16 protein-coding genes are annotated in these 19,852 nt (G+C 64.0%); 3 read left to right on the top strand and 13 right to left on the bottom strand.

The features are described 5' to 3' along the window. Positions 1-35 precede the first annotated feature (35 nt). Entirely contained in the window at positions 36-2,066 is a 2,031-nt protein-coding gene (locus HU760_RS05360; RefSeq protein ID WP_186675134.1) for a sensor histidine kinase, read from the top strand. Position 2,067: 1 nt separating this feature from the next. Continuing rightward, positions 2,068-2,634, top strand: a complete 567-nt coding sequence (locus HU760_RS05355; RefSeq protein ID WP_186675135.1) for a cob(I)yrinic acid a,c-diamide adenosyltransferase — start codon at positions 2,068-2,070, stop codon at positions 2,632-2,634. 38 nt (positions 2,635-2,672) lie between these two features. Here HU760_RS05355 and HU760_RS05350 read toward each other — a convergent pair whose 3' ends face one another. From HU760_RS05350 to secA, 4 genes are all read right to left on the bottom strand, one after another. After that, positions 2,673-3,617 (bottom strand): Nudix family hydrolase, encoded by a 945-nt coding sequence (locus HU760_RS05350; protein ID WP_186675136.1) that lies wholly within the window; start codon positions 3,615-3,617, stop codon positions 2,673-2,675. Beyond that, positions 3,614-4,246, bottom strand: coding sequence for a glutathione S-transferase family protein (locus HU760_RS05345; RefSeq protein WP_186675137.1), 633 nt, complete (start codon positions 4,244-4,246; stop codon positions 3,614-3,616). Before HU760_RS05345 ends, HU760_RS05350 begins: the two co-directional genes overlap by 4 nt. 136 nt (positions 4,247-4,382) lie before the next feature. Continuing rightward, positions 4,383-5,600 (bottom strand): bifunctional glutamate N-acetyltransferase/amino-acid acetyltransferase ArgJ, encoded by a 1,218-nt coding sequence (gene argJ / locus HU760_RS05340; protein ID WP_186675138.1) that lies wholly within the window; start codon positions 5,598-5,600, stop codon positions 4,383-4,385. Between the two features lie 172 nt (positions 5,601-5,772). Beyond that, positions 5,773-8,508 (bottom strand): preprotein translocase subunit SecA, encoded by a 2,736-nt coding sequence (secA, locus tag HU760_RS05335; protein WP_186675139.1) that lies wholly within the window; start codon positions 8,506-8,508, stop codon positions 5,773-5,775. Positions 8,509-8,900: 392 nt separating this feature from the next. Between secA and HU760_RS05330 the strand changes: the two genes are divergently transcribed. Further along, positions 8,901-9,356 (top strand): DUF721 domain-containing protein, encoded by a 456-nt coding sequence (locus HU760_RS05330; RefSeq protein ID WP_186675140.1) that lies wholly within the window; start codon positions 8,901-8,903, stop codon positions 9,354-9,356. A gap of 47 nt (positions 9,357-9,403) precedes the next feature. Here the strand turns inward: HU760_RS05330 and lpxC are convergent, their stop codons facing one another. The 9 genes from lpxC to murD form a co-directional block, all read right to left on the bottom strand. Next, a complete protein-coding gene (lpxC, locus tag HU760_RS05325) occupies positions 9,404-10,315 on the bottom strand; it encodes a UDP-3-O-acyl-N-acetylglucosamine deacetylase (RefSeq protein WP_186675141.1) in 912 nt (303 codons plus the stop codon). 112 nt (positions 10,316-10,427) lie between these two features. Next, complete coding sequence (ftsZ, locus tag HU760_RS05320) at positions 10,428-11,624, bottom strand: cell division protein FtsZ (protein WP_003251871.1); 1,197 nt, start codon at positions 11,622-11,624, stop codon at positions 10,428-10,430. 55 nt (positions 11,625-11,679) lie between these two features. Then, positions 11,680-12,936 (bottom strand): cell division protein FtsA, encoded by a 1,257-nt coding sequence (ftsA, locus tag HU760_RS05315; RefSeq protein ID WP_015271706.1) that lies wholly within the window; start codon positions 12,934-12,936, stop codon positions 11,680-11,682. Between the two features lie 14 nt (positions 12,937-12,950). Continuing rightward, on the bottom strand, positions 12,951-13,820 hold the full coding sequence (locus HU760_RS05310; protein ID WP_186675142.1) for a cell division protein FtsQ/DivIB: 870 nt from the start codon (positions 13,818-13,820) through the stop codon (positions 12,951-12,953). A 5-nt stretch (positions 13,821-13,825) separates the two neighbouring features. Next, on the bottom strand, positions 13,826-14,782 hold the full coding sequence (locus HU760_RS05305; RefSeq protein ID WP_186675143.1) for a D-alanine--D-alanine ligase: 957 nt from the start codon (positions 14,780-14,782) through the stop codon (positions 13,826-13,828). After that, positions 14,779-16,227, bottom strand: a complete 1,449-nt coding sequence (gene murC, locus HU760_RS05300; protein WP_003251860.1) for a UDP-N-acetylmuramate--L-alanine ligase — start codon at positions 16,225-16,227, stop codon at positions 14,779-14,781. The genes HU760_RS05305 and murC overlap by 4 nt, the downstream gene beginning before the upstream one ends. Then, complete coding sequence (gene murG / locus HU760_RS05295; RefSeq protein WP_186675144.1) at positions 16,220-17,299, bottom strand: undecaprenyldiphospho-muramoylpentapeptide beta-N-acetylglucosaminyltransferase; 1,080 nt, start codon at positions 17,297-17,299, stop codon at positions 16,220-16,222. Before murG ends, murC begins: the two co-directional genes overlap by 8 nt. Continuing rightward, entirely contained in the window at positions 17,289-18,503 is a 1,215-nt protein-coding gene (gene ftsW / locus HU760_RS05290) for a putative lipid II flippase FtsW (RefSeq protein ID WP_189665465.1), read from the bottom strand. The genes murG and ftsW overlap by 11 nt, the downstream gene beginning before the upstream one ends. After that, positions 18,500-19,846, bottom strand: coding sequence for a UDP-N-acetylmuramoyl-L-alanine--D-glutamate ligase (gene murD, locus HU760_RS05285; RefSeq protein WP_186675145.1), 1,347 nt, complete (start codon positions 19,844-19,846; stop codon positions 18,500-18,502). The genes ftsW and murD overlap by 4 nt, the downstream gene beginning before the upstream one ends. Positions 19,847-19,852 lie beyond the last annotated feature (6 nt).

Here is a 19,852-nt window from a genome sequence, read left to right as displayed (position 1 = left end):
GGCCCTTTCAACCGGATAAGGACATTGCCTCGCCCATGACCCTGCGCCAACGCCTGGAAAACCTCCCGGTCGGGCAGAAGCTGCTGGCGGCCCTGCTGGTACTGCTGGTGACCATCCTGCTGGTGGCCAACCTCACCTTCATCAGCGCCGCCTACTGGATCACCCAGGAGAGCATGGCGCCCCAGGCGCTGCACACCATCGGCCGGCTGGTGGCCAACCCACAACTGGCAGCCCGCGCCGGCGACAACCCAGACGCCGCCAGCGCCCTGCTCAAGGAGCTGGACAGCTACACACCGCTGCGCGCCGCCGCCGTCTACGGTGGCGACGGCCGCATGCTGGCGCAGCTGCAGCATGGCGAGCCGCTGACCCTGCCCACGCGCTTTCGCAACATCGATGGCTGGCGCCTGATGGAGTTTCGCAGCACCCAGCTGATCCGCATGCCACGCGAGGCCAACCCGCCGGCCCACCTGCTGCTGGTGGCCAGCAGCGAACTGCCTACTGCCTTCTACACCGGCACCCTAAGCGCCAGCCTGGCCATCCTGGTGTTCAGCATCCTGCTGTGGATCTTCATTGCCCGGCAGATCAAACGCCTGATCACCCAACCGATCAACCAGCTCGAGGAACTCAGCCGCCAGGTCACCCGCGAAGAAAGCTACGCCCTGCGCGCCCAGCGCGGCAATGACGACGAAATCGGCAGCCTGGCCGAAGCGTTCAACACCATGCTTTCACGCATCGAAGCCCGCGAGCAGCAGCTCAAGCGTACCCGCGACGAGTTCCAGGAAGCCTATGACCAGGCCCAGGGCCTGGCCGAGGAAACCCGCCACACCAACCGCAAGCTGGAGCTGGAAGTGCAGGTGCGCAGCAAGATCGAGAAGAAGCTCACCGGTTTCCAGAACTACCTCAACAGCATCATCGACTCGATGCCCTCGGCACTGATCGCCCTCGACGAGCAGCTCTACGTAACGCAGTGGAACCACGAAGCCACGGTGCTTTCCGGCACGCCGCTGGACGAGGCGCTGAACCAGCCGATCTTCATTGCCTTCGAACCGCTCAAGCCGTTCCTGCCGCAACTGAAGGAAACCGTGGAAAAGCACCGGGTGGCGAAGATCGAGCGGGTCACCTGGCCCAAGGGCGACGACCTGCGCCACTACGCCCTGACCTTCTACCCGCTGACCGGCGGCGGTGGCCGTGGCGTGGTCATCCGCATCGACGACATCACCCAGCGCCTGTCGCTGGAAGAAATGATGGTGCAATCGGAGAAAATGCTTTCGGTCGGCGGCCTGGCAGCCGGCATGGCCCACGAGATCAACAACCCGCTGGGCGCGATTCTGCATAACGTGCAGAACATCCGCCGGCGCCTGTCGCCGGAGCTGCCACGCAACCTGGAGCAGGCCGAAGAGCTGGGCATCGACCTGGCTACGGTCAACCGCTATCTGGAAAGCCGCGATGTACCGCAATTGCTCGACGGCATCCAGCAGGCCGGCGCCCGGGCGGCGAAGATCGTCACCCACATGCTCAGTTTCAGCCGCCGCAGCAACCGCCAGCTGGCGCCGTGCGACCTGCCGGCACTGATCGACCAGGCGGTGGAGATTGCCGGCAACGACTTCGACCTGGCCATCGGCTTCGACTTCAAGGGCACGGCCATCGTGCGCCAGTTCGATCCCGAACTGGGCCCGGTGCCTTGCACCGCCAACGAACTGGAGCAAGTGCTGCTCAACCTGCTGAAGAACGCCGCCCAGGCCATCCACCAACGGCCGCAGCCCAGCGAGCCGGGGCGTATCACCTTGCGCACCCGGCTGAACCCGCCATGGGCGGAAATCCAGGTCGAGGATAACGGCGTCGGCATGCCCGAGGGGGTGCGCAAACGCACTTTCGAGCCGTTTTTCACCACCAAGGAGATTGGCCAGGGCACCGGGCTGGGCCTGTCGGTCTCGTACTTCATCATCACCAACAACCACAAGGGGCAGATGGAAGTGCAGTCCACGCCCGGCCAGGGCACCTGCTTCACCCTGCGCCTGCCCCTTGGCCAGCCGGCTGCGACGGCGCCGGCCAAGACGGAGGCATGACATGGGCTATCGCCTGTCGAAGATCTACACACGCACTGGCGACAAGGGCGAAACCGGGCTGGGCGACGGTCGCCGGGTACCCAAGGACCACCCGCGGATCGAGGCGATCGGCGAGGTGGACAGCCTGAACAGCCAGTTGGGATTGCTGCTGGCAGGGCTGGCCGAACAAGGGCTGGATGAAGTGAGCCAGGTACTCGCGCCCTGCCAGCACCGCTTGTTCGACCTGGGCGGTGAGCTGGCCATGCCCAGCTACCAGGCGCTGGACCTGGCGGAGGTGGAGCGCCTGGAGGCCGCGATCGATGTGTGGAATGAAGAGCTGGGGCCTCTGAAGAACTTCATCTTGCCCAGTGGTTCGGCGCTGGTGGCACAGGCGCATGTGTGCCGCAGTCTGGCGCGCAGTGCGGAGCGGCGTTGTCAGCAGTTGAATGCTGTGGAACCGTTGGCAGGGGTTGGGTTGGCGTATATCAACCGGCTATCCGATCTGCTGTTCGTGGCGGCGCGGATCATCGGGCGTCGTCAGGGGGTTGCCGAAGTGTTGTGGCAGCCTGCTGCCAAATCTGAAGGCTGAGATTTTGGGGCTGCTTTGCAGCCCCAGTTACAGGTGACTCAAATCTCCGGCCAGAACGCCCGGATCCCGGCCACACCCTGCGCCCCGGCAGCCCAGGCCTGGTCCCGCTCACCCGGGCCGACCCCACCCAGCAGATAGACCGGCTTGTTGAACCCGGCAACCATCCGCTGCGCTTCGTCCCACCCCAGCGGTACCGCGTCGGGGTGAGTCTGGGTCGCCTGCACTGGCGACAAGGTCACGAAATCCACACCCATCTGTTCCGCCAGCGCCAGCTCTTCGGCGCTATGGCAGGAGGCAGCCAGCCAGCGCTCCTTGGGGAACGGCCGCCCGTTGGGCGCATACTTGCGCAATTGCGCGGCGGTCAGGTGCCAACCCGCCGAAGGGAAGTCGCCCAACCATTCCAGCGGCCCCTTGAGCATCAGCTGTGCCTTGCCCGCACACAGCCCGACCGCGTCTACCGCCACGTCGCGGTACTTGGGGTCGTACATGTCCGGGGCACGCAACTGGATCAGGCGCATGCCGCCGGCCACCGCTTTCTGGATACCCTTGAGCAGTTGCGGCACTTCCAGGCCATCCGGGGTGATCAGGTACTGGTCCGGCAGGCGTGCGGCGGCAACGATCGGCTTGTTGGCCTCGGGGAATTCGTATTGCGGCAGATCGCGCGGGGCAACCCATGCAAGCGGCTGGCCTTCGGCACCATGAGGTTCGCCGGTAAACGCCTCGACTTCACGAACGTCCAGCAGCACCTGCTTGTCCGGGTAATCGTGGCTGACCTTGATCAGCGCGCGCGAACGACTCACCTCGATGCCTAGCTCCTCGCGCAGTTCGCGGGCCAGCGCCGCTTCGACGCCTTCGCCCTCTTCTACCTTGCCGCCCGGGAATTCCCACAGACCGCCCTGGTGCTGGGTATCGGCGCGCCGTGCGATCAGAATACGGCCGTCAGTACCGCGAATGACAGCAGCTACAACATGAATCCGTTTCACCCTTCACGCTCCGCCAGGCCAGCCCGCTGCCAGGCCTGGAAGGCCGGCCATTGATAAATGGTCTCGATATAGGCCGCCGCCTCGGCGGGCACTTCCACGCGGTAGGTACGCAGGCGCACCGCCACCGGGGCGAAGAAAGCATCGGCCAGGCTCGCCTTGCCGAACAGGAACCCACCGCTTTCCTTGGCCACCAGGCGGCATTCGGACCACAGTGCAACGATACGGTCGATATCGATTTGTACCTCCAGCGGCGCGCTGTCCAGCGCCTGGTCGCGCGACAGATCGAACGGCATGGCACTGCGCAAGGCGAGGAAACCGCTGTGCATCTGCGCGCAGGCCGAGCGGGCCTGGGCTCGAGCTGCCACGTCGGCCGGCCACAGCTGGGCGTCAGGGTGGCGTTCGTTGAGGTATTCGGCGATAGCCAGCGAGTCGGCGATCACACCGTGCTCGGTCTTGAGCAACGGCACCTTGCCGGTGGCGGAAAAGGCCAGGATGCGCTGGCGGGTGTCAGGCTGGTTGAGTTTGATCAGGGTTTCTTCGTAGGGCACGCCAGCCAGTTCGAGGGCCAGCGCGCCGCGCAGCGACCAGGAGGAATACAGCTTGTCGCCGATGATCAGTTGGTAGCTCATGGTTCGGCTCCATGGATCTGGGGATTTTGGGGCTGTTTGCAGCCCTTCCGCGGATAAATCCGCTCCTACAAAGACCGCATAGCCCCTGTAGGAGCGGATTTATCCGCGAAAGGGCCGCAAAGCGGCCCCATTTGAATCAGGTACGGTACTCGGCGTTGATCTTCACGTACTCGTGGGACAGGTCGGTGGTCCAGATGGTTTCGCTGCACTGGCCGCGGCCCAGCTCGATGCGGATGGTGATTTCCTCCTGGGCCATGACCTTGGCACCCTGGTCTTCGGTGTAGCTCGGGCTGCGCCCGCCTTTGCTGGCGATGCATACGCTGTCCAGGTACACGTCGATCAGGTTCACATCCAGCTCCGGCACGCCGGCACGGCCGACAGCGGCGAGGATGCGGCCCCAGTTCGGGTCGGAGGCAAACAGCGCGGTCTTGATCAGTGGCGAGTGGGCCACGGCGTATCCGACGTCCAGGCATTCCTGGTGGTTGCCACCGCCGTTGACCTGCACGGTAACGAACTTGGTGGCACCTTCGCCGTCACGGACGATGGCCTGGGCCACTTCCATGCACACTTCGAACACGGCCTTCTTCAACGCTTCGAACAGTGCGCCGCTGGCTTCGGTGACTTCCGGCAGGTTGGCCTTGCCGGTGGCAATCAGCATGCAGCAGTCGTTGGTCGAGGTGTCGCCATCGATGGTGATGCGGTTGAACGACTTGTTGGCGCCGTCGAGGATCAGGTCCTTGAGCAGCGCCGGGGCAACCTTGGCATCAGTGGCGATGTAGCCGAGCATGGTGGCCATGTTCGGGCGGATCATGCCTGCACCCTTGCTGATGCCCGTCACGGTAACGGTCACGCCATCGTGCTGGAACTGGCGGCTGGCGCCCTTGGGCAGGGTGTCGGTGGTCATGATGCCGGTGGCGGCTTCGGCCCAGTGGTTCTCCGACAGGTTATCGAGGGCGGCCTGCAACGCGCCTTCGATCTTCTCGACCGGCAGCGGTTCGCCGATCACGCCGGTGGAGAACGGCAGTACCGACTCGGCCGGTACACCGGCCAGCTCGGCCAGTTTGGCGCAGGTGCGCTCGGCGGCAGCCAGGCCTGGCGCGCCGGTACCGGCGTTGGCGTTGCCGGTGTTGGTCAGCAGGTAGCGCACGGTACCCTGTACACGCTGCTTGGACAGGATCACTGGCGCTGCGCAGAAGGCATTGAGGGTGAACACGCCGGCCACGCTGGAACCTTCGGCACAGCGCATGACCACCACATCCTTGCGCCCCGGGCGCTTGATGCCGGCAGAAGCAATGCCGAGTTCAAAACCCGGTACCGGGTGCAGGGTGGGCAAAGGACCAAGACCAACAGCCATTAGAGCGCTCCTAGAAAAATCGATTGATTTACAAAGACGGGGCCGCTTGGCGCCCCATCGCGACACAAGGCCGCGCCTACAGAACTGTCGCGATTCCTGTAGGAGCGGCCTTGTGTCGCGAAGGGCCGCAAAGCGGCCCCCGGATGCATCAGGTTGAAACAGCTCGGTCAGATCATTCGATCTGCCCGTGGCAATGCTTGAACTTCTTGCCCGAACCACACCAGCACGGCTCGTTGCGGCCCAGCTTCTGGTCGTTGCGTACCGGCGCCGAGGCAACCGCCACTTCGGCGCCCTCTTCGCTCAGTTGCTCGCTTTCCAGGCCCGGGGCTGCGGCGTGCTGGAACTGCATGCGGCTGGCCAGTTCCTCGGCCTCGCGGCGCAGGCGGGCTTCCTCTTCGGCCGGGTCTTCGCGGCGAACCTGAACGTGCGACAGCACGCGGATGGTGTCGCGCTTGATCGACTCGAGCAGCTCCTGGAACAGGCTGAAGGATTCGCGCTTGTACTCCTGCTTCGGGTTCTTCTGCGCATATCCACGCAGGTGGATACCGTGACGCAGGTGGTCCATGGTCGACAGGTGGTCTTTCCACAGGTCGTCCAGCACACGCAGCAGGATCTGCTTCTCGAAGGTACGCAGCGCTTCGATACCGGCCTGGTCTTCCTTCTCGGTGTAGGCGCTGGTGATTTCGTTCAACAGCTTCTCGCGCAGGGTTTCCTCGTAGAGGCGATCGTCCTCGTCGAGCCACTGCTGGATCGGCAGCTTGATGGCAAAATCACTGGCCAACGAAGCTTCCAGGCCGGCCACGTCCCACTGCTCGGGCAGCGACTGCGGCGGAATGTGCTGGCTGATGGTAGCGTCCAGCACTTCCTTGCGGAATTCGACGATGGTGTCGCCGATGTTCTCGGCGGCCAGCAGGCTGTTGCGCATGTGGTAGATCACCTTGCGCTGCTCGTTGGCCACGTCGTCGTATTCGAGCAATTGCTTGCGGATGTCGAAGTTGCGGCCTTCGACCTTGCGCTGGGCCTTTTCGATGGCGTTGGTGACCATGCGGTGTTCGATCGCTTCGCCCGACTGCATGCCCAGCGCCTTCATGAAGTTCTTCACCCGGTCAGAGGCGAAGATACGCATCAGGCTGTCTTCCAGCGACAGGTAGAAGCGGCTGGAACCCGGGTCGCCCTGACGACCGGAGCGGCCACGCAGCTGGTTGTCGATACGGCGCGACTCGTGGCGCTCGGAGGCGATCACGTGCAGGCCACCCGACTCGATCACCTGCTGGTGACGCTTCTGCCAGTCGGCCTTGATCTGGGCGATCTGCTCGGCGGTGGGGTTTTCCAGGGCGGCCACTTCGGCCTCCCAGTTACCGCCCAGCAGAATGTCGGTACCACGGCCGGCCATGTTGGTGGCGATGGTCAGGGCACCTGGCGCACCCGCCTGGGCGATGATCTCGGCTTCCTTCTCGTGGTACTTGGCGTTGAGCACCTTGTGGTCGATACCTTCCTTTTTCAGGAGGTTGGACATGTGCTCCGACGTTTCGATGGTCGCCGTACCGACCAGCACCGGGCGGCCCTGCTTCATGCTTTCCTTGATGTCGGCGATGATCGCGGCGTATTTCTCGTCGGCAGTCAGGTACACCAGGTCGTTGAAGTCCTTGCGCGCCAGCGGCTTGTTCGGCGGAATGACCATCACGTTGAGGCCGTAGATCGACTGGAACTCGAACGCTTCGGTGTCGGCGGTACCGGTCATGCCGGACAGCTTGGTGTACAGGCGGAAGTAGTTCTGGAAGGTGGTCGAAGCCAGGGTCTGGCTCTCGGCCTGGATGTTCAGGTTCTCTTTGGCTTCGATGGCCTGGTGCAGGCCTTCGGACAGACGACGGCCCGGCATGGTACGGCCGGTGTGCTCGTCGATCAGCAGGACCTGGCCGTCCTGGACGATGTATTCGATGTTGCGGTGGAACAGCTTGTGCGCACGCAGGCCGGCATAGACGTGGGTCAGCAGGCTCAGGTTGTGCGCCGAGTACAGGCTCTCGCCCTCGGCCAGCAGGCCGGACTGGGTGAGCATCTCTTCGATGAACTGGTGACCGGCTTCGTTCAGCTCGACCTGGCGGCTCTTCTCGTCGATGGTGAAGTGGCCTTCCTGGGTGACCTGGCCTTCCACTTCCTCGATATGCTGCTTCAGGCGCGGAATCAGGCGGTTGATCTCGATGTACAGCTTGGAGCTGTCCTCGGCCTGGCCGGAGATGATCAGCGGGGTACGCGCTTCGTCGATGAGGATGGAGTCGACTTCGTCGATCACCGCGAAGTTCAGCTCGCGCTGGAACTTCTCTTCCTGGCTGAACGCCATGTTGTCGCGCAGGTAGTCGAAACCGAATTCGTTGTTGGTACCGTAGGTGATGTCGGCCGCGTAGGCGGCGCGCTTTTCTTCCGGCGGCTGGAAGGCCGAAACGATGCCCACGGACAGACCGAGGAACTCGTACAGCGGGCGCATCCAGTTGGCGTCACGACGGGCCAGGTAGTCGTTGACGGTGACCACGTGCACGCCCTTGCCGGACAATGCGTTCAGGTACACGGCCAGGGTACCGACCAAGGTCTTGCCTTCACCGGTGCGCATTTCTGCGATCATGCCTTCGTGCAAGGTCATGCCACCGATCAGCTGCACGTCGAAGTGGCGCATGCCCATGACACGCTTGCCGGCCTCGCGGGCCACGGCGAAGGCTTCCGGCAGCAACTGGTCCAGTGTCTCGCCTTTGGCCAGGCGCTCCTTGAACTCTGCGGTCTTGCCCCGCAGTTGCTCGTCGGAGAGGGCCACCATCTTCTCTTCGAGAGCATTGACGATGTTCACCGTCTTGAGCATGCGTTTGACTTCACGCTCGTTCTTGCTTCCAAAAAGTTTCTTTAACAAAGGCGCAAACATATCGGCAGGATCTTCCACACGTAGGGATGGAGGGCGGCCCCATGAGTCGCCCGTGCAGCCCTGAGGCCGCATGCGAACGAGCATTCTACCCGGAAACGATGGTGAGGAAAGTGGTGGATTTCCACGATGCTGGCACAGCGCTTTGGCGGGGGCCCGTTTTAGATAAGGGCATTTTCCCTGAGTTCAAGGTTCGGGAAGATGAAACGTATCGAGAATGAGTCTTGTCCTTGGTTGCCTGTGCCGGCCTCTTCGCGGGCTTGCCCGCTCCCACAGGATCACCACAGGTCTCAAGTGTTGCGCAATACCTGTGGGAGCGGGCAAGCCCGCGAAGAGGCCGGTGCAGGCCACAAGAGGTGTTAAACTGCCGATCTTGTAACCTCATGCACATACCCATGGCCTACAAACCCTCCCCCGCCCAGCCGCCCTCGGCCCTGCTCCGCCAGGTCCGCCCGCTGCGCCTGCTGCTGAACCAGGCCGAACGCCTGGAGCACCTGCAGCGCCTGCTGGAAAGCCAGCTGCAACCGGCCGCCCGCGAGCATTGCCATGTGGCGTCGTGGCGGGATGGCACATTGTTGCTGGTGGTAACCGACGGCCACTGGGCAACCCGCCTGCGCTATCAGCAGAAACGCTTGATGTCGGCATTACAGGCCATGGAGGCATTCGCCAACCTCAGACGCATCCTGTACAAAGTCCAGCCCCCGCTGGTGCCAGCCAAGCGCGGTAGCCAAGCTGCAGAACTGTCGAGCAATGCAGCCGAGAGCCTGCGTGATACTGCCGAGGGCATCACTGACCCCAAGCTGCGCGCAGCACTGGAACGGTTGGCCGCCCACGCCCGGGAAAAGCCATAAAAAAGGCCACCCGAAGGTGGCCTTAATGAACTAGAGAGTGTTCGAACTTACACGGCCGCAACAGGGCGCATGTACGAGATCGGTGCCGTGCTGGCATCTTCGAAAGTGACCACTTCCCAGGCATCGGTTTCGGCCATCAGCTTGCGCAACAGCTGGTTGTTCAGCGCGTGCCCGGACTTGTAGCCCTTGAACTCGCCGATCAGGCTGTTGCCCAGCAGGTAAAGGTCGCCAATGGCGTCGAGGATCTTGTGCTTGACGAATTCGTCATCGGAACGAAGGCCGTCTTCGTTGAGCACACCGGTCTCGTCGACCACGATGGCGTTCTCGACACTGCCACCCAACGCAAGGTTGTGCTTGCGCAGGTACTCGATGTCACGCATGAAGCCGAAGGTACGGGCGCGGCTGACTTCCTTCACGAACGAGGTGCTGGAGAAGTCGACGACCGCACTCTGGGTCTGGCCCTTGAGGACCGGGTGATCGAAGTCGATCTCGAAGCTCACCTTGAAACCGTCGAAAGGCAGGAAAGTGGCGCGCTTGTCGCCCTCTTCCACGGTAACCTCACGCAGGATGCGGATGAACTTCTTGGCTGCGTCCTGTTCTTCCAGGCCGGCAGACTGAATCAGGAATACAAAGGGTCCGGCGCTGCCATCCATGATCGGCACTTCCGAGGCGGAGAGCTCGACGTAGGCGTTATCGATGCCCAGGCCCGCCATGGCGGAGAGCAGGTGCTCGACCGTATCGACCTTGACGTCACCGTTGACCAGCGTCGTCGACATGGTTGTCTCGCCGACGTTGGCCGCGCGCGCCGGAATTTCGACCACAGGGTCGAGGTCGGCGCGGCGGAAGACGATGCCGGTGTCAACAGGTGCAGGCTTGAGGGTCAGGTAAACCTTCTCCCCGGAGTGCAGACCGACACCTGTGGCACGGATGGTATTCTTCAGGGTGCGTTGTTTAATCATGGCATTGGCCGCTTCAGCGCAAATTGCGAACAGGTATCAACAAAGGCTGGGGATGATAACAGACCCAACCTTTGATGAATACCAATCACCTTTATACCCCTGATAAATTCCATTAATCAGCCTGACGACGCAGGAATGCCGGGATATCGAGGTAGTCCAGGTCATCCTGCGGGTTGAGTTTAGCCGCTGCAGCAGCACCTGCATGGGCCTGGTTGCGCATGACGGTCGGGCGCTCCAGGTCACGGTAGTTGACCGCAGGCTGCTCCTGGCGAACCGGCGCCGGGTTGGACGCTTCATACGCCTGCTGGGCAGTCTGCAGGGTATTGTCGACCACTTTCACAGGCTTCTCGATGCGCGCACCCAGGCCAGTGGCCACCACGGTCACGTGCAGCTCGTCACGCATGTCCGGGTCGATCACGGTACCGACCTTGACCATGGCGTGGTCGGAGGCGAAGGCTTCGATGATGCTACCCACGTCGGAGTACTCACCCAGCGACAGGTCCGGGCCGGCGGTGATGTTCACCAGGATGCCGCGGGCGCCCTGCAGGTTGACGTCTTCCAGCAGCGGGTTGCGGATGGCCGCCTCGGTCGCTTCACGCGCACGGTTCGGGCCGCTGGCGCAGCCGGTACCCATCATGGCCATGCCCATTTCACCCATCACGGTGCGCACGTCGGCGAAGTCGACGTTGATCATGCCCGGGCGCTTGATGATGTCGGAAATGCCGCGCACCGCACCGGCGAGTACGTCGTCAGCCTTGGCGAAGGCGGACAGCAGGCTGGCATCCTTGCCCAGGATGGTCAGCAGCTTCTCGTTCGGGATGGTGATCAGCGAGTCGACGCTTTCGGCCAGCATGCGGATGCCTTCATCGGCGATCTGCATGCGCTTGCGGCCTTCGAACGGGAACGGACGGGTCACCACGGCAACGGTGAGAATGCCCATTTCCTTGGCCACTTCGGCGATGATCGGCGCAGCACCGGTACCGGTACCGCCGCCCATGCCAGTGGTGATGAACACCATGTTGGTGCCCTGCAGCACTTCAGCGATGCGCTCACGGTCTTCCAGCGCGGCCTGGCGGCCGACTTCCGGGTTGGCACCGGCACCCAGGCCCTTGGTCACGCCAGTGCCCAATTGCAGGATGGTGCGCGCGCCGATGTTCTTCAGCGCCTGGGCATCGGTGTTGGCGCAGATGAATTCCACGCCTTCGATGCTGCTCTTGACCATGTGGTTGACGGCGTTGCCGCCACCACCGCCAACGCCGATCACCTTGATGACCGGACTTTGCGGGACGTTGTCTACGAGCTCGAACATTTTCCCTCTCCTTACAGTTCTCTAGTTGTCGCGCCTACCACTACTGCTTTGAAACTTAGAAGTTGCCCTGGACCCAGCGCTTGAAGCGTTCAAGCACCGGGGCCTTCGGTTCATCGCCATAGCTGTTGTTGCTGCTGTTACCGGTCAGGGGCAGGTCTTCGGTCTGCTTCTGCAGGCCGTAGGTGAGCAAGCCCACGCCGGTGGAATAGATCGGGTTGCGCACCACGTCGCTCAGCCCCCGAACGCTGTGCGGTACGCCCAGGCGTACCGGCATGTGGAAGATTTCCTCGGCCAGTTCCACGGCGCCTTCCATCTTCGCGGTGCCGCCGGTCAGGACGATGCCGGCCGGCACCAGGTCCTCGTAGCCGCTGCGGCGCAGCTCGGCCTGGATCAGGGTGAAGAGCTCGTCGTAACGCGGCTCCACCACTTCGGCCAGGGCCTGGCGCGACAGCTCGCGCGGTGGGCGGTCGCCCACGCTCGGCACCTTGATGGTTTCGCCGGCACCCGCCAGCTTGGCCAGGGCGCAGGCGTAGCGAATCTTGATTTCTTCGGCGTACTGGGTAGGGGTACGCAGGGCCATGGCGATGTCGTTGGTCACCTGGTCGCCGGCGATCGGGATCACCGCGGTGTGACGGATCGCGCCCTCGGTGAAGATGGCGATATCAGTGGTGCCGCCACCAATGTCCACCAGGCACACGCCCAGTTCTTTTTCATCGTCGGTCAGCACCGAGTAGGCCGAGGCCAGCTGCTCGAGGATGATGTCGTCGATTTCCAGGCCACAGCGGCGTACGCACTTCTCGATGTTCTGCGCCGCGTTGACCGCGCAGGTGACCACGTGGACCTTGGCTTCCAGACGTACGCCAGACATGCCCAGCGGCTCGCGCACGCCTTCCTGGTTGTCGATCACGTAGTCCTGCGGCAGGGTGTGCAGCACCCGCTGGTCGGCCGGGATGGCCACGGCCTGGGCGGCATCGAGCACGCGCTCCAGGTCGGCCAGGCTGACTTCACGGTCGCGGATGGCGACGATGCCGTGGGAATTCAGGCTGCGGATGTGGTTGCCGGCCACACCGACGAACGCCGAGTGGATGCGGCAGCCGGCCATCAGCTGCGCTTCTTCGACAGCGCGCTGGATCGACTGCACGGTGGACTCGATGTTCACCACCACGCCTTTCTTCAGGCCGCGGGACGGATGAGTACCGATCCCGACGATTTCCAGGGTGCCGTCCTCGCCCACTTCGCCCACCAGCGCCACCACCTTGGAGGTGCCGATGTCCAGCCCGACGATCATTTTGCCGCTATGCGCGTTTGCCATGGTCCTGCCTCTCTCTAATTCTTCGCAACGGCGGGTTGGGCCGTCGTCGGTGCAATCGGTTCCCGCCATCCAACGGCAAGTCCGTTGGCGTATCGCAGATCAATGCGGGCGATGTTGGTGATCTGCTCTTTAAGCGTCTTGTCGTAAATGGCAATGAAACGGCGCATCTTCTCCACCAGATGGTCGCGCCCCAGCAGCAGCTCGATACCCGGCCCGGCGCTGCTCGCACCGGTGGTCAGGAACCAGCTGCCTCGCTCGCGCAGCTCCAGGCGAGCGATGGAAAAGCCCAAGGGGCGCAGCATCTGGCTCAATACCTGATACTGCTGCATGACTTGTTGCTGCGCACGCTGCGGCCCGGCCAGCTGCGGCAGGTGCTCGTAGTTGGCCAGTTCGCGCGGGGTGAAGGCCTGGCCCTGGTTGTTGAGCAGGGCCTCGTCACCCCAGCGTGCTACCGGCAACTGTTCTTCCAGGTGGATCACCACCTCGTCCGGCCACACTCGGCGCACTTCGGCATGGGCGATCCACGGCATCTGCTCGAGCTCGGCACGCATCGCCGGCAAGTCGACACTGAAGAAGCTCGCCGCGACGTAGGGCGCAATGCGTTGCTGCACCGACTGCTGGCTGATGTAGCTGAGGTCGCCCTGCACATCGATCTTGGTGATCGGCCGGTCGGCGTACGGCATCAGGCGAATGGCGCCTTCATAGGCACCAAAGCCGGCTGCCACCAGCACCACCGGCCACAGCAGGCGCTTGAGGCCACCCAGGCTGGGCCGCGGCAGGCGCGCCGATACAGGCTCGTCGGCCACCAGCCGACTGGCACCACGCGGCACCGGCTTGCTACGGCCGGTAACGGGTTGCTGCTGACGTATCATCGCGCCTTGCATGGTTGTTAACCTCGCGTCGCCACGCTTTCGGCCAGGATCGCCAGCACCAGTTGCTGGAAGTCCAGGCCGGCCGCGCGGGCCGCCATGGGCACCAGGCTATGGTCGGTCATGCCGGGTGCGGTGTTGACTTCGAGCAGCCAGAACCGGCCCTGCTCGTCCTGCATCACGTCCAGCCGCCCCCAGCCTTCGATGCCGATGGCATCGCAGGCGCGCGCGGTCAGGTCGATCAGTTCCTGTTCCTTGACACTGTCCAGGCCGCACGGAATGCGGTACTGGGTATCGTTGGCGATGTACTTGGCGTCGTAGTCGTAGAACACGTGCGGCGTACCCAGGGCGATCGGCGGCAACACCTGGCCGCGCAATACCGCGACGGTGAACTCCGGGCCGTGGATCCACTGCTCCACCAGTACCTGGGAATCGTAATTGGCGGCGTCCTGCCAGGCGGCGACCAGTTCCTCGGTGCTGTTCACCTTGGCCATGCCGATGCTGGAACCTTCATGGGCAGGTTTGACGATCAGCGGGAAGCCCAGTTCCGTAGCGGCCAGGCGGCAATCGTCTGCGCTCGCGAGCACGGCATGACGCGGGGTCGGAATGCCCAGGCTCTGCCACACCTGCTTGGTGCGCAACTTGTCCATGGCCAGCGCCGAGGCAAGGATGCCACTGCCGGTGTAAGGGATGCCCAGGCACTCGAGCAGGCCTTGCATGCTGCCGTCTTCACCGCCACGGCCGTGGAGGATGATGAAGGCGCGGTCGATCTTCTCGCGTTGCAGGCGATCGAGCAGGTCGTCACCCACGTCGATGGCGACGACGTCGACACCGGCGGTGGTCAGCGCGTCGATCACCGCAGCGCCAGACTTCAGCGACACTTCCCGTTCGGCACTCTTGCCGCCGTACAGCACCGCGACGCGGCCGAACGCCTTGACGTCCAGGGTCGAATGCAGTTTTTCGTAGGCGCTGGTCATTTCGACTTCTCCTGCTTGGCGCCTGCGAACAGCGGGCTTTTCATCAATTGCGGGGCCAGCCCGCCGACATCACCGGCACCCTGGCAGATCAGGATGTCGCCAGCGCGCAGCAGTGGCTTGACCAGCGGCGCCAGCTCGACGCCACGTTCGATGTAGATCGGGTCCAGCTTGCCGCGCTGGCGGATGCTGTGGCACAGCTGGCGGCTGTCGGCACCGGGGATCGGCTCTTCGCCTGCCGGGTAGACTTCCATCAGCAGCAGCACGTTGGCATCGCCCAGCACCTGGACGAAATCGTCGTACAGGTCGCGGGTGCGGCTGTAGCGGTGCGGCTGATAGACGATCACCAGGCGACGGCTTGGCCAGCCACCACGCACGGCCTTGATCACCGCAGCCACTTCGGTCGGGTGGTGGCCGTAGTCGTCGACCAGCATCACGCTGCCGCCTTCGACCGGCAGTTCGCCGTACACCTGGAAGCGCCGGCCGACGCCCTGGAAGCCGGACAGGCCCTGGACGATGGCCTCGTCGGTGATGCCTTCGTCAGTGGCGATGGCGATGGTGGCCAAGGCATTGAGCACGTTGTGGTTGCCGGGCATGTTCACCGACACCTCCAGCGGCTCGCGATCGCGGCGCAGCACGGTGAAATGGGTCTGCATGCCCTGCTGGCGCACGTTGATGGCGCGGATGTCGGCCTCTTCGCTGAAGCCGTAGGTCACGGTCGGGCGCTTGACCTGCGGCAGGATCTCCCGCACCACCGGGTCGTCCAGGCACATCACGGCCAGGCCGTAGAACGGCAGGTTGTGCAGGAACTCGACGAAGGTTTTCTTCAGCTTGTTGAAGTCGCCTTCGTAGGTCGCCATGTGGTCGGCGTCGATATTGGTGACCACGGCCACCATCGGTTGCAGGTGCAGGAAGCTGGCGTCGCTTTCGTCTGCTTCGGCGATCAGGTAGCGGCTGGTGCCCAGCTGGGCGTTGGTCCCGGCAGCCGTCAGGCGGCCACCGATGACGAAGGTCGGGTCCAGGCCGCCGGCGGCGAATACCGAGGCCAGCAGGCTGGTGGTGGTGGTCTTGCCGTGGGTACCGGCAACGGCCACGCCATGGCGGTAACGCATCAGCTCGGCGAGCATTTCGGCACGCGGTACCACCGGAATGCGCCGCTCCAGCGCAGTGGCGACTTCCGGGTTGGCCGGGTTGATCGCGCTGGACACCACCAGCACGTCGGCGGTGGCGGCGTTCTCGGCGCGGTGGCCGACGAAGATCTCGGCGCCGAACGATTCCAGGCGCTCGGTCACCGGCGAGGCTTTCAGGTCGGAACCGGACACTTCATAGCCCAGGTTCAGCAACACTTCGGCGATGCCACACATGCCCACGCCGCCGATACCGACGAAATGAATGCGGCGGATACGGCCCATTTTCGGCTGGGGCATGGCTTTCTGGCTCTCAACCATGGGCCACCTCCAGGCAGATATCGACCACGGTGCTGGTTGCAGCAGGTTTGGCCAGGCGCCGCGCGGTGCCTGCCATGACGTTGAGTTTCTCGGGTTGCATCAGCACCTCGTTCAGGCGTTCAGCGAGCTGCGCTGCGCCAGTTGTCGCTTGCGGCATGAGGAAGGCAGCACCTTCCCGGGCCAGATATTGGGCGTTGTGGGTCTGGTGGTCGTCGATGGCGTGGGGCAACGGCACCAGCATCGAAGGCAGGCCCGCTGCCGCCAGCTCGCTGACGGTCAGGGCACCGGCCCGGCACACCACCATGTCGGCCCAGCCATAGGCCTGGGCCATGTCCTTGATGAAGGGCTCTACCTGAGCCTCGACACCGGCCTCGCGGTAACGCTCGGCGGTAATCGGCGCATGTTGCTTGCCGGCCTGGTGGAACACCTCTGGTCGCAGGGCGGCGGGCACTTCGGACAGGGCCTTAGGCAACAATTTGTTCAATGGTTCCGCACCCAGGCTGCCACCGAGCACCAACAGGCGGGCACGGCGTTCAGCCAGGGGCGCGCGTTGTGCGTCCATGAACAGCTCCGGGCGCACCGGGTTGCCGGTGGTACGGCGCTTGTCGCTGGCCTCGAAGGTGTTCGGGAAAGCTTCGCAGACCCGTGCCGAGAGTGGCACCAACAACCGATTGGCGGTACCGGCACGGGCGTTCTGCTCGTGGATTACCAGCGGCACGCCACACAGCCGCGCGGCCACGCCACCAGGGCCGGTCACGTAGCCACCAAAGCCCAGCACGCACACTGGCTTGAGCTGGCGGATGATGCGCCGTGCCTGCAGCACGGCCTTGACCAGGGTGAACGGAGCCTTGAACAACGACAGCTTGCTCTTGCCACGCAGGCCGCTGACCTGGATCAGGTGCAACGGCAGGCCAGCCTGGGGCACCAGCTCGTTCTCGATACCACGCGGGGTACCCAGCCAGTGCACGCTGTAACCGCGGGCCTGGAACTCACGGGCGCAGGCCAGTGCCGGGAACACGTGGCCGCCGGTACCGCCGGCCATGATCAGTACGTTGTTGCCGTCAGCGGCCATGACTGGTCTCCTCGGCAAAATCGCTTTCGCTGAATTCGTGTTCCTCGCTGCCCAGGTGCGTGCGGCTTTCCCACTCGATGCGCAGCAACAGACCGACGCAGGCACAGCAGATCACCAGCGAACTGCCCCCATAACTGAGGAATGGCAGGGTCAGGCCCTTGGTCGGCAGCAGGCCGACGTTCACCCCGATGTTGATCAGGAACTGGCCGATCCACAGGAACGCCAGCCCGAACGCGACATAGGCGGCAAAGAACTGCTTGGCTTTTTCGGCCCACAGGCCAATGTACAAGGCCCGCACGGTGACGAACACGAACAGCGCGATAGTCAGCAGCGAGCCGACCACGCCGAGTTCCTCGGCCAGCACCGAGAACACGAAGTCGGTGTGCGCTTCCGGCAGGTAGAACTGCTTCTGCACACTGTTGCCCAGGCCAACGCCCAGCCACTCGCCACGGCCAAAGGCAATCAGCGCCTGGGTCAGCTGGTAGCCCGAGCCGAACTGATCGGACCACGGGTCGGTAAAGGTGATCAGGCGCGCCATGCGGTAAGGCTGGGCCTGTACCAGGACGAAAACTGCCACCACCGCCAGCACCACCATCAGGCTGAAGCGGAACAGCCCCACACCGCCAAGGAACAGCATGGCCGCCGCCGCACCCATCATTACCACGGTGGCGCCGAAGTCAGGCTCCATCAGCAGCAGGGCAGCCATGGGCAGCAGCACGATGAACGGCTTGAAGAAGCCCATCCAGGTTTCGCGTACCTCGGTCTGCCGGCGTACCAGGTAGCCGGCCAGGTAGATGACCACGAACACCTTGGCGATTTCCGAAGGCTGCACGTTGAAGAAGCTGAAGCCGATCCAGCGCATGGAACCGTTCACTTCGCGGCCGATACCCGGCACCAGCACCAGCACCAGCAGGCCGAAGGCGCCGAGCAGCATCGTGAAGCCCATGCGCTGCCAGGTGGCGATCGGCACCATCATGGTCGCGCCACAGGCCACCAGGCCGAGGAACACGTACACCAGGTGGCGGAACATGTGGTAAAGCGGGTTGCCCGACTGCACCGCCGCCACTTCCGAAGAGGCCGAGGTGATCATGACCAGGCCCAGGCCCAGCAATGCCAGGCAGCCGGCAAGCATCGGGAAGTCCAGGTCGATGCCGCGACCGCTGATCAGCGGCGACGGATAGGGCTTGAGGATGCCGAAGATCATGCGAGGCCTCCTGCTGCCTGGGCGAACAGGCGCCCGCGCTCTTCGAAGTTGCGGAACATGTCGAGGCTGGCGCAGGCTGGCGACAGCAGCACGGCATCGCCGGCCTGGGCCAGCGCAGCGCATTGCTGCACGGCGTCGTCGAGGGTCTTGACCCGCACCAGCGGCACGCCATCGCCCAGAGCCTCGGCCAGGCGCTCGGCATCGCGGCCAAGCAGGACCACGGCGCGGCAGAAGCGTTGGACCGGCTCGCGCAGTGCGGCGAAATCGGCACCCTTGCCGTCACCGCCGACGATCAACACCAGCTTGCCTTCGATATCGGCGCCCAGGCCTTCGATGGCAGCCAGGGCTGCACCGACGTTGGTGGCCTTGGAATCGTCGTACCAGTTCACCCCGTTGCGCTCGCGCACCCACTGGCAACGGTGGGCCAGGCCGGTGAACTCGCGCAAGGCTTCGAGCATGGGTGCGAACGGCAGGCCGGCAGCGTGCCCCAGGGCCAGCGCCGCCAGCGCGTTGCTCTGGTTGTGGGCGCCACGAATCTTCAATTCGCGCACCGGCATCAGCACCTGGAATTCGAACGCCAGGTATTTCTCGCCGTCGACTTCACGCAGGCCAAAGGCCTTGAAATCCGGCTGGTTGAGGCCGAAGGTCCAGCATGGGCGGCCTTCCACCGGCAGCGGCCGGCTCAGCGCGTCCTGGCGATTGACCACGACCTGGCGTGCCCCACGGAAGATCCGGTGCTTGGCCAGGTGGTAGGCCGGCAGGCCGCTGTAGCGGTCCATGTGGTCTTCGCTGATGTTCAGCACGGTCGCCACTTCGGCGTTGAGCTGGTCGGTGGTTTCCAGCTGGAAGCTGGACAGCTCCAGCACGTACAGCTCGACATCGTCGGCCAGCAGGTCCAGCGCCGGGGTACCGAGATTGCCGCCGACCGCGACGCGCTTGCCGGCCTTGGCCGCCATGTCGCCGACCAGCGTGGTCACGGTGCTCTTGGCATTGGAACCACTGATGGCAATGATCGGCGCCTTGGCATGGCGGGCGAACAGTTCGATATCGCCGGACAGCTTCACGCCACGCGCTGCCGCCTGCTGCAGGGCCGGGGTGGCCAGGGCCAGGCCGGGGCTTACATACAGCTCGCTGGCGCGGCACAGGAAGTCCACGTCCAGTTCACCACAGCGCACTTCCACCTGCGGGTAATCACGGCGCAGGGTGTCCAGTTCCGGCGGTTGCTCGCGGGTGTCGGCGACCGCAAAGGCAATGCCCCGGCTCGCCAGGAAGCGAACCAGGGACATGCCGCTCTTGCCGAGGCCGACAACGATGCGGAATTGGTCGGAAGCGATCAAAGACACGCTCAT

The organism is Pseudomonas oryzicola (assembly GCF_014269185.2).
Classification (GTDB): Bacteria; Pseudomonadota; Gammaproteobacteria; order Pseudomonadales; family Pseudomonadaceae; genus Aquipseudomonas; species Aquipseudomonas oryzicola.
Note: the sequence above shows the minus strand (reverse complement) of the source record. Positions and strands in the feature narration are given on the sequence as shown.

What these genes read in the sequence shown, in the direction of transcription:
- HU760_RS05360 (WP_186675134.1), top strand. Translation starts at nt 36, where the DNA reads ATGACCCTGCGCCAACGCCTGGAAAACCTCCCGGTCGGGCAGAAGCTG.
- HU760_RS05355 (WP_186675135.1), top strand. Translation starts at nt 2,068, where the DNA reads ATGGGCTATCGCCTGTCGAAGATCTACACACGCACTGGCGACAAGGGC.
- HU760_RS05345 (WP_186675137.1), bottom strand. Translation starts at nt 4,246, where the DNA reads ATGAGCTACCAACTGATCATCGGCGACAAGCTGTATTCCTCCTGGTCG.
- argJ (WP_186675138.1), bottom strand. Translation starts at nt 5,600, where the DNA reads ATGGCTGTTGGTCTTGGTCCTTTGCCCACCCTGCACCCGGTACCGGGT.
- secA (WP_186675139.1), bottom strand. Translation starts at nt 8,508, where the DNA reads ATGTTTGCGCCTTTGTTAAAGAAACTTTTTGGAAGCAAGAACGAGCGT.
- HU760_RS05330 (WP_186675140.1), top strand. Translation starts at nt 8,901, where the DNA reads ATGGCCTACAAACCCTCCCCCGCCCAGCCGCCCTCGGCCCTGCTCCGC.
- lpxC (WP_186675141.1), bottom strand. Translation starts at nt 10,315, where the DNA reads ATGATTAAACAACGCACCCTGAAGAATACCATCCGTGCCACAGGTGTC.
- ftsZ (WP_003251871.1), bottom strand. Translation starts at nt 11,624, where the DNA reads ATGTTCGAGCTCGTAGACAACGTCCCGCAAAGTCCGGTCATCAAGGTG.
- ftsA (WP_015271706.1), bottom strand. Translation starts at nt 12,936, where the DNA reads ATGGCAAACGCGCATAGCGGCAAAATGATCGTCGGGCTGGACATCGGC.
- HU760_RS05310 (WP_186675142.1), bottom strand. Translation starts at nt 13,820, where the DNA reads ATGCAAGGCGCGATGATACGTCAGCAGCAACCCGTTACCGGCCGTAGC.
- HU760_RS05305 (WP_186675143.1), bottom strand. Translation starts at nt 14,782, where the DNA reads ATGACCAGCGCCTACGAAAAACTGCATTCGACCCTGGACGTCAAGGCG.
- murC (WP_003251860.1), bottom strand. Translation starts at nt 16,227, where the DNA reads ATGGTTGAGAGCCAGAAAGCCATGCCCCAGCCGAAAATGGGCCGTATC.
- murG (WP_186675144.1), bottom strand. Translation starts at nt 17,299, where the DNA reads ATGGCCGCTGACGGCAACAACGTACTGATCATGGCCGGCGGTACCGGC.
- ftsW (WP_189665465.1), bottom strand. Translation starts at nt 18,503, where the DNA reads ATGATCTTCGGCATCCTCAAGCCCTATCCGTCGCCGCTGATCAGCGGT.